Origin of the sequence: Microbacterium sp. UBA837 (assembly GCF_002296025.1) — a bacterium.
Lineage (GTDB): Bacteria > Actinomycetota > Actinomycetes > Actinomycetales > Microbacteriaceae > Microbacterium.
In genome coordinates this window covers 3,774-13,400 of sequence record NZ_DBHD01000171.1, presented here as the reverse complement: position 1 = coordinate 13,400, position 9,627 = coordinate 3,774, and the positions used below count along the sequence as shown (strand labels likewise).

At 66.3% G+C, this 9,627-nt stretch carries 9 protein-coding genes; 7 read left to right on the top strand and 2 right to left on the bottom strand.

The features are described from left to right. On the top strand, positions 1 to 610 hold a 610-nt coding region (locus B3587_RS12130), incomplete at its 5' end, for an alkaline phosphatase family protein (protein WP_292729001.1). Between the two features lie 22 nt (positions 611 to 632). Here the strand turns inward: B3587_RS12130 and sepH are convergent. Beyond that, entirely contained in the window at positions 633 to 1,679 is a 1,047-nt protein-coding gene (sepH, locus tag B3587_RS12125) for a septation protein SepH (RefSeq protein ID WP_292728998.1), read from the bottom strand. 210 nt (positions 1,680 to 1,889) lie between these two features. On the opposite strand from sepH, the gene B3587_RS12120 reads away from it, so the two are divergent. Beyond that, positions 1,890 to 2,183: a DUF4193 domain-containing protein gene (locus tag B3587_RS12120; protein WP_228178831.1), complete on the top strand. Its 294-nt coding sequence runs from the start codon at positions 1,890 to 1,892 to the stop codon at positions 2,181 to 2,183. A gap of 16 nt (positions 2,184 to 2,199) precedes the next feature. On the opposite strand, the gene B3587_RS12115 is transcribed toward B3587_RS12120, so the two are convergent. Then, positions 2,200 to 2,670: a DUF3093 family protein gene (locus B3587_RS12115; protein WP_292728995.1), complete on the bottom strand. Its 471-nt coding sequence runs from the start codon at positions 2,668 to 2,670 to the stop codon at positions 2,200 to 2,202. A 24-nt stretch (positions 2,671 to 2,694) separates the two neighbouring features. Between B3587_RS12115 and dut the strand changes: the two genes are divergently transcribed. The 5 genes from dut to dxs all read left to right on the top strand — a co-directional run bounded on the left by dut (position 2,695) and on the right by dxs (position 9,595). After that, on the top strand, positions 2,695 to 3,168 hold the full coding sequence (gene dut / locus B3587_RS12110) for a dUTP diphosphatase (RefSeq protein WP_292728992.1): 474 nt from the start codon (positions 2,695 to 2,697) through the stop codon (positions 3,166 to 3,168). Next, positions 3,165 to 3,794: a DUF3710 domain-containing protein gene (locus B3587_RS12105; protein ID WP_228178827.1), complete on the top strand. Its 630-nt coding sequence runs from the start codon at positions 3,165 to 3,167 to the stop codon at positions 3,792 to 3,794. The genes dut and B3587_RS12105 overlap by 4 nt, the downstream gene beginning before the upstream one ends. Further along, positions 3,791 to 4,546: a DUF3159 domain-containing protein gene (locus B3587_RS12100; protein WP_414683138.1), complete on the top strand. Its 756-nt coding sequence runs from the start codon at positions 3,791 to 3,793 to the stop codon at positions 4,544 to 4,546. Before B3587_RS12105 ends, B3587_RS12100 begins: the two co-directional genes overlap by 4 nt. A 132-nt stretch (positions 4,547 to 4,678) precedes the next feature. Next, positions 4,679 to 7,513 carry an aconitate hydratase gene (locus B3587_RS12095; protein WP_292728988.1) on the top strand — a complete coding sequence of 945 codons (2,835 nt, stop codon included), beginning with the start codon at positions 4,679 to 4,681 and terminating at the stop codon, positions 7,511 to 7,513. Positions 7,514 to 7,648: 135 nt separating this feature from the next. Beyond that, complete coding sequence (dxs, locus tag B3587_RS12090) at positions 7,649 to 9,595, top strand: 1-deoxy-D-xylulose-5-phosphate synthase (RefSeq protein ID WP_292728985.1); 1,947 nt, start codon at positions 7,649 to 7,651, stop codon at positions 9,593 to 9,595. The last annotated feature ends 32 nt before the right edge of the window (positions 9,596 to 9,627 follow it).

Sequence of the window (9,627 nt, the reverse complement as noted above, 5' to 3'; positions counted from 1 at the left end):
CCTGGACGAGCGGATCGCCCGTGCGGGTGCACTCGCGGCGCAGCATCCGGGCAGTTTCACCTACCTCTACGTTCCCGAGCTCGACGGCATCGGCCACCGCGCCGGCTGGGAGTCCGGGGCGTGGACGGAGGGCCTCGAACGCGTGGATGCCTCCCTTCGCGACCTCGTGCGTGCAGCGCCGCAGGCCGGCGTGCTCATCACCGCCGATCACGGAATGATCGATGTCCCAGCGAGCCGTCACGTGCTCCTGGACGACGGCGATCCACGGCTCGAGGGCGTCGCCGATATAGCGGGCGAACCGCGGATGCTGCATCTGTATACGGAGCCTCAAGCGGCTGACGCGGTGGCGGGCGTGTGGCGAGCCGCCGATGCCGACCGCGCCTGGGTGATGACCCGTGACGAAGCCATTGCCGCCGGGGTGTTCGGGAGCGTGCGCCCGACCGTCGCTGATCGGATCGGTGATGTCCTTGTCGCCGCACGAGCCCGGGTCGCCTACTACGACAACCGTCTCGACGACCGGTCACCGCAGCGCATGGTGGGGCAGCACGGATCGCTCACGCTCGAGGAGTCAGTCGTCCCTCTGCTACGAGCTGGCGCATACGCAGTTTGACGGCGTTGGGCCCGGGGTCGGGCTACTCGTCAGAGCGAGCGCCGAAAACGATCTCGTCCCACGTCGGTAGGGACGAGCGACCGCGCCTGCGGGATGACGACAGCTGTGTGGCTTCCAGATCCGCCGGCTCCTCGTCGGCCGCCGCTGCAGGGGGAGTGGTGGTCTCGTCGTATCCGGGCTCGAGCGCATCGAACAGCGCAACCGGCGAACGTTCTGCCTCATCGGTCGAAGGCTCCGGAGCGGATTCGCGCTGGCCGCGACGACGGCGCAGCGCTTCGAGCAGATCCGCTGTCTCCGGAGAGGTCGTCACGACAGGGTCGGCGGCGCGCTTGGTCGCCGCCTCACGGACCGCGGCGCTTGCGCGTTCCGGGGTGCGCTCAGCGGGGCGCTCCGCGTCGCGTGCCTGATCATCGTCTCGCCGAGGGCCGAACGCGCCGGAGTCGAACCGTGAGTCATCCTTCGACGGCGACGGATCAAGGGCACGCAGCCGCGGGATGAGACCGTCGGGGAGTGCTCCTTGCCTCGACAGCTGCGTTGCATCGGTGTTCAACGGCGACAGCGTCGTACGTCGCGGGTCAAAGCCCCAGCGCGCATCGCGGTCGACATCACCGGTGCGGAACTCGAGCTTGATCACCCAGCCCGTCGCATCCTTCCAGCTCGTCCACCGCTCCGCGGTGGCACCCGCTTCAGCGAGCTTCGCGCGCACCGCCGCACCGAACGTGGACTCGCCGTCGGGTTCCAGCTCTGCAGAAACGAGCACCGGGACTGCCAGCGCCTGGCTGAGGACGTGCTCTCGTTCGGCCAGCACGGGACCTTCGTACCGGCGCACATCCTCGACACGAGCCCCGAGAAGCTCCGCGACCTCTTCTGCGCTGAGGCCGGCGCGGATCTGCGTCTGGATGTCTCGAGGGCTCGGGCGAGCAGCAGATGCGTCGGACTCGCGTGCCCGGCGGGCCCGGCGGACCTCGAATGCCAGTGCATCATCGAGGGCGAGCGTGAACCTGTCGCCCGACTCTGTTGCGAGGATCAGCTGATCGTCTTCCGTCGCGATGACTTTGAGCTGTTCCATCCCACGCTCCTCCCGTGCCTCTTCGGCGTGTCGGCCCCATGCTGGCACACCGTTCGCCTGCGTCAGGGAATATCCATCGCGCGCCGCCCGTTTCGTCCACGTCGGCACACGGAGTGAGCATTTGCTAAATCCCGATCCGTCGTGCAAACTATCGCCGCCCATAGCGGCCCCGCAGCACCACACCACAGCATCACGCAACGGAAGTAGAGAATGGCCACCGACTACGACGCACCCCGCAAGAGCGACGACGACAGCGAGTCCATCGAGGCGCTCAAGGAGCGGGTCCCCGACAAGATGTCGGGTTCGGTCGACGTCGACGACTCCGACAACCCGTCTGGCTTCGAGCTGCCGGGGGCCGACCTCTCCGACCTCGAGCTTGACGTGGTGGTGCTCCCGCCGCAGCAGGACGAATTCACCTGCGCCAGCTGCTTCCTGGTGAAGCACCGCTCGCAGGTGGACCACGAGGAAGCAGTTGGCATCATCTGCAAGGAGTGCGCAGCCTGATCAGCGGGCGAACCGCCTAGCGCGACGCCTGCGCGCGCCGAATCGCCGCAGCGAGCCTGTCCGGTGTCCGACTCGAGATGACCCAGGCCCGTGCCGGGTCGTCCGAGTCGACGACAGGGACGACCACGAGCCCGTCGATCCCGCCGCGAATGACGTGCCATGCCGTCGCATCCAGTCCCGGGCCGCGCGCGAAGCGCGCATCCTCACCAGTGAGGGCGACGGGTTCGCCGAGGTAGCTGGCCTCGATCCAGGCGCGGCCGGCGAAGACGCGTCCCTCGCTGACGCGAACGACCGGGCTGACCCAGACCAGCAGCGCAATTGCGGCGACCCCGATCACGGCACCGACAGCCAGTGCGACGGTGGTGTCGATCGGCACCAGGACCAGCGCCGCCATCGGCGCCACCACCGCAGCAGACACGACCACCCACAGCGACGGACCCAGCCGTTCGCGGTAGTCGGCTGAGGTCTGGACTCTCGTCGTCGCCATCGTGTTCTGCATTACCCTCGTTGCGTGACCCCATCCGTGGACATCCCCATTATCGCCGCCCACCCGCCGACATACAGCCACCCGGGCGACGCCGGCGCGGATCTGGTCGCCGCTGAGGCCGTGCGCCTCGAGCCGGGGGAGCGCGCCCTCGTGGGAACCGGTGTTCGCATCGCACTCCCGGATGGATACGCGGCCTTCGTCGTTCCCCGAAGCGGGCTTGCCGCCAAGCACGGCATCACGGTTGTGAACTCGCCGGGCACGGTGGACGCCGGATACCGCGGCGAGATCAAGGTGTGCCTTCTGAACACCGACGCCCGCGAGTCCTACGAGATCGCGGTGGGGGACCGTATCGCGCAGATGATCATCATGCCGGTGACCATCGCGCGTTTCCTGCCCGTCGAGGAGTTGCCCGACAGCGTCCGCGGCGACGGCGGATTCGGATCGACCGGCTACGTCGGGGGTAGCGTTGACGGCATGGGACGGAGCGCAGCACGATGACGGAGCAGATCGACGACGGTTCACCCGACGCCTCGACTGACGGACCCGAGAAGGACGCCAAGTCCGCTCCCGCGGACCGGGAGCAGTCGGGCCCGTTCGATGAGGCCGAAGCGCGGGCCGTGCGTCCGTACATCGACCTCGGCGCGATCAAGATCCTGCCGCGTGAGGGCCTGAATCTGCGCCTCGAGGTGGAGGAGCAGACCAAGCGCATCGTCGCTGTCGGCCTTGACTACGCTGGTTCTACTCTGCAGGTCCAGGCTTTTGCAGCGCCTCGATCGACCGGTCTGTGGAACGAGACCCGAGACCAGATTCGCGCGCAGATCCGCCAACAGGGCGGTCGCGTCGAAGAGCGCCAGGGCCCGCTCGGGCCAGAGCTCCTCGCGGAAGTGCCGGTTGTGGCCGGAACCGATCCGTCGGCAGGTAAGCGCATCGCGCGCTTCATCGGTGTGGACGGACCCCGGTGGTTCCTGCGTGGCGTCGTCGGCGGCGCCGCGGCCACCGATGTGGAGGCTGCAGCACAGATCGAGGATCTGTTCCGCTCGATCGTCGTGGTGCGCGGGACCACCCCGATGCCCCCCCGAGACCTGATCCCGCTTCGAATGCCCGCAACGCCGGGTACCGCGTGAGCACTCCACGCTCGGGCGCCGATGACTCGGCGCACCCCGAAGAGTCAGGGCCTTCCCCGGCAGGCGGAGAGCAGCCGCGGGTCTCGGATGCCGTGAGCGCCGCTCTCGGTGAGGCTGCTCGGCGCGCGGGGCTCGACCCCGCTCAGGACGTCACGACTGGGCGTGCAGTCTGGGCTGCGATCGGCGGCTGGCGCGGCATCCTCGAATCGGTCCTCCCAAGCCTTGCCTTCCTCGTGCTTTATACGCTCACGAGCGAACTTGTGCTGTCGCTCGCAGTGTCGGTGGGGCTCGCACTGGTTTTCACCGTCGCGCGTCTCATTGCGCGCTCGTCGCTGAACGCCGCGCTGGGGGGCTTGATCGCCGCAGCCGCTGCAGCAGCGCTTGCCCTCTGGACGGGAAGGGCGGAGGACAACTTCGTCCTCGGTTTCGTCACGAACGCCGTCTACGGATCGGCATTTCTGGTGTCAGCGGTAGTGGGATGGTCGCTGATCGGGCTCGCCGTGGGATTCCTCATGGGCGAGGGAACGGCCTGGCGCCGCGATCCGCGCAAGCGCCGGGTCTTCTTCTGGTTGTCGATCGCATGGGCCGCGCTCTTCGCTGCGCGCCTGATCGTCCAGCTCCCGCTCTACTTCGCGGGAGACGTGACGGCGCTCGGGACGACCAAGCTGCTGATGGGCATCCCGCTATTCGCGCCCCTCATCGCCGTGACCTGGCTGGTGGTTCGGGCTCTGTATCCGCGCCGCGCCGAGTGATACCATTTATCTTGACGTCAAGATACTTTTCGGCTTCAGACCCAGTAAGGCTCGCCTTGCTGGCAGGGTCCGAAGCTGACGAACAAGATGGGGAGCGACCGGCTTCCCGCCTCCGCCGACGAAGGAGCACACATGTCCACCGTTGACAGCTTCGGTGCCAAGAGCACACTGACAGTCGGGGAGACCGACTACGAAATCTTCCGGATCGACTCCGTCGCCGGCTACGAGAAGCTTCCCTTCAGCTTGAAGGTGTTGCTGGAGAACCTGCTTCGCACCGAGGACGGTGCGAACGTCACCAAGGAGCAGATCCAGGCGCTCGGTTCGTGGAACCCTGACGCCGAGCCCGACACCGAGATCCAGTTCACCCCGGCACGCGTCGTGATGCAGGACTTCACCGGTGTTCCCTGCATCGTCGATCTCGCGACGATGCGCGAGGCCGTGACCGACCTCGGTGGGGATCCCGCCAAGATCAACCCGCTTTCGCCCGCCGAGATGGTGATCGACCACTCGGTGATCGCTGACCTCTTCGGAACGCCCAACGCACTCGAGCGCAATGTCGAGATCGAGTACGAGCGCAACGGCGAGCGTTACCAGTTCCTGCGGTGGGGCCAGACCGCCTTCGACGACTTCAAGGTCGTTCCCCCCGGCACCGGCATCGTGCACCAGGTGAACATCGAGCACCTCGCGAAGGTCGTGTACGACCGTGAGGTCGGCGGTGTGCTCCGCGCCTACCCCGACACGTGCGTCGGTACCGACTCGCACACCACCATGGTCAACGGTCTCGGCGTGCTCGGTTGGGGAGTGGGCGGCATCGAGGCCGAGGCTGCCATGCTCGGTCAGCCGGTCTCCATGCTCATCCCGCGAGTCGTGGGCTTCAAGCTCACCGGCTCGATCCCGGCGGGCGTGACCGCCACGGATGTCGTGCTCACGATCACCGACATGCTCCGCAAGCACGGCGTGGTCGGCAAGTTCGTCGAGTTCTATGGCGAAGGTGTGGCATCCGTTCCCCTGGCCAACCGCGCGACCATCGGCAATATGAGCCCCGAGTTCGGTTCGACCGCTGCCATGTTCCCGATCGACGATGTCACGCTCGACTACCTGCGCCTGACGGGCCGCGACGAGCAGACGGTGGCACTGGTCGAGGCGTACGCCAAGCTGCAGGCGATGTGGCACGACCCGGCGCGGGAACTCGTCTTCAGCGAGTACATGGAGCTCGATCTCGGAACTGTCGTTCCCTCGATCGCCGGACCGAAGCGCCCGCAGGATCGCATTCTGCTTTCCGAGGCGAAGGCGCAGTTCGAGAAGGACATCCTGAACTACGCCGCGCCGACGTCGTCTGATTCCATCGTCGACCTCGAATCGCAGGGCTCGTTCCCGGCATCCGACCCGGGCGGGGAGCCCGGTGACGAGGACGGCCACGTTCACAATGTCCTGATTTCTTCGGGCGGCCCGGCTGCCGCATCCAAGCCCGTGAAGGTGACCACTCCCGAGGGTCAGAGCTACCTGCTCGACAACGGCGCGGTCACGCTCGCCGCGATCACCTCGTGCACCAACACCTCGAACCCGTCGGTGATGCTTGCGGCAGGTCTGCTGGCGAAGAAGGCCGTCGACAAGGGCCTCAAGCGCAAGCCGTGGGTCAAGACGACCCTGGGCCCGGGCTCGAAGGTTGTCACCGACTACTACGAGTCATCGGGCCTCGACAAGGCGCTGGAGGGTCTCGGCTTCTACACGGTCGGCTACGGCTGCACGATCTGCATCGGCAACTCCGGTCCGCTCATCGACGAGGTGTCGGCAGCGATCAATGACCACGACCTTGCAGTGACCGCGGTGCTCTCGGGCAACCGCAACTTCGAGGGTCGGATCAGCCCGGATGTCAAGATGAACTATCTGGCATCGCCGCCTCTCGTGGTGGCCTACGCCCTGGCCGGCTCGATGAACTTCGACTTCGAGACCGACCCGCTCGGCCAGGACCAGGATGGGAACGACGTGTTCCTCAAGGACATCTGGCCCTCGACCGACGAGGTCCAGGAGGTCATCGACTCGTCGATCTCGCGTGAGCAGTTCATCAAGCAGTACGCGACAGTGTTCGACGGTGACGAGCGGTGGCGCAGTCTTCCCACCCCGGATGCCGCGCAGTTCGAATGGGACCCGAACTCCACCTACGTTCGCAAGGCCCCGTACTTCGACGGCATGACGATGGAGCTCACCCCCGTAAGCGACATTCGCGGAGCACGCGTGATGGCTACCCTCGGTGACTCGGTGACGACCGACCACATCAGCCCCGCCGGAAACATCAAGGCGGGAACCCCCGCCGCCCAGTATCTGGCAGAGCACGGCGTCGCGCAGAAGGACTTCAACTCCTACGGCTCGCGCCGCGGAAACCACGAAGTCATGATCCGCGGCACGTTCGCCAACATCCGGCTGAAGAACGAACTTGTCGCTGCCGTCAACGACGGTCAGGTCGTCGAGGGCGGATACACGCGCGACTTCACGCAGGAGGGCGGCCCGCAGTCCTACATCTACGACGCGAGCATGAACTACCAGGAGCGCGGTATTCCGCTGGTGGTCTTCGGCGGCAAGGAGTACGGCTCCGGTTCATCGCGCGACTGGGCTGCCAAGGGAACGAACCTGCTGGGCGTGAAGGCCGTCATCACCGAGAGCTTCGAGCGTATCCACCGCTCGAACCTCATCGGGATGGGTGTCGTGCCGCTGCAGTTCCCCGCCGGGGAGAGCTGGAAGTCTCTCGGCCTGGACGGCACCGAGGTCATCAGCATCACCGGCCTCGAGCAGCTCAACGAAGGCGTGACACCCAAGACGGTGCGGGTGACCGCCGAGCCGAGCGAGTTCTCGCCGGAGGGCAAGCAGACCATCGAGTTCGACGCGATCGTTCGCATCGACACCCCGGGAGAGGCTGACTACTACCGTAACGGCGGCATCCTCCAGTACGTGCTGCGCTCGCTCGTCTGAGGTTCATCACGGCGCTGTCGACGTTCATCGCTGGGCGGGATCGAAACACGAGTGTGCTCGATCCCGCCCAGCGGTGCCTCGATAGACTTGCCAGATCGCATCCCAGCTGGGATGCGACCCGACGGGAGGAGTGAGATGGCTCTGCTGCCCACGATCCGCTCACCACGGGATCTGGACGCGCTCACGACGGATCAGCTGGGCGAACTCGCAGAAGAGGTGCGCGCGTTTCTCGTCGAGAACGTCGCCCGTACGGGAGGCCACCTCGGGCCGAACCTCGGAGTGGTTGAGCTGACCATCGCGCTCCATCGGGTGTTCTCGTCACCCGATGACCCGATCATCTTCGACACCGGGCACCAGTCGTATGTCCACAAACTCCTCACGGGGCGTCAGGATTTCTCACAGCTGCGCAGCCGTGATGGGCTCGCCGGCTACCCTCAGCGCTCGGAAAGTGAACACGACGTCGTCGAGTCGTCGCACGCCTCCAGCTCCCTGAGCTGGGCTGACGGAATTTCGCGGGCTTTCGCGCGAACAGGTCGTCGAGATCGGCACGTGGTGGCCGTTGTCGGTGATGGCTCGCTGACGGGCGGCATGACCTGGGAAGCGCTCAACAACATCTCGGACGACAACGATCGCAATCTGGTCATCGTCGTCAACGACAACGGACGCTCGTACGCACCGACGATCGGCGGCATGGCGCGCTATCTGAATCGTGTACGTACGGCATCCAGCTACGAGACGCTGCGTAAACGCTCCGACCGGATATCCAGCCGACTCGGGCCTGCAGCTCGCGCCTTCTACCGGGGGGTGCGCGGCGGAACGCGGGGATTCCTTTCCCGATTCACCAATAACGAGGCGTTGTACTCCAACCTCGATATCAAGTACCTCGGCCCGATCGACGGCCACGACCTGCCGATGCTGCTCGAAACACTCGAGCTCGCGAAGGAGCACGGGGCGCCTGTCATCGTGCACGCGATCACCGAGAAGGGTCGCGGTTACGAACCAGCCCTTCGCGACGTCGCGGACCAGTTCCATGCTGTGGGCAAGATCGACCCCGTTTCGGGTGAGCCGGTCGGTGGGTCGGGCGCATCGGCCTGGACCGATGTCTTCGCCCAGGAGCTCGTGGAGGTGGGAACCGAGCGCGAAGACGTGATCGCCATCACCGCTGCGATGCTGCGCCCCACCGGTCTGCAACCGTTCGCAGAGCGCTTCCCGCAGCGGGTCTACGACGTCGGCATCGCTGAACAGCACGCCGTTGCGTCAGCCGCGGGTCTCGCCTTCGGGGGCCTGCATCCGGTCGTGGCGATCTACGCCACCTTCATGAACCGTGCGTTCGACCAGGTCATGATGGATGTCGCTCTGCACCGCGCGGGCGTCACCTTCGTTCTCGATCGCGCCGGTGTCACCGGGCCCGACGGTCCGAGCCACCACGGCGTGTGGGACCTTGCCATGCTCCAACTCGTCCCGAACATCCGGATCGCTGCCCCGCGGGACGCGGAGCGCCTGCGCGAAGAGTTCCGCGAGGCTGTCGCGGTGTCTGATGCACCCACGGTCGTGCGCTTCCCGAAGGGGTCAGTGCTTCCCGACCTTCCCGCCGTAGAACGTCTCGAGGATGGCGTCGATATCCTTACAAGGGGAGGCGCGGAGGACGTTCTGCTGGTGGGCATCGGCCCCATGGCGCACGTCGCCATGGATGTGGCATCCCGCCTGCGCGCCCAAGGGATCGGCGCGACGGTCATCGACCCGCGCTGGGTGATCCCCGTACAGCGTTCTGTCATCGACCTCGCCGCCGCGCACCGGCTCGTGATCACGATCGAAGACGGCATCCGTGTCGGCGGGATCGGGACGCGCGTGCGCCAGGTCCTGCGCGAGGCGGGCGTCGATACCGCCGTTGATGAGCTCGGCCTTCCGGATGAGTTCATCGCCCATGCAAGCCGTGAGCAGATCCTCGAGGATGCGGGGCTGGTCGCCAGCAAGATCGCTCAGGATGTGGTCGCTCAAGTTCTCGGCACCAGAATTCCGATCGCGCGCCGCGCTGAAAACAGCTCCGATTTCGTCGCCGAGTTCGCCCAGCGCCGCGACTGACGTAACAACGGCAAACGAGGAGGGGCCCGGCT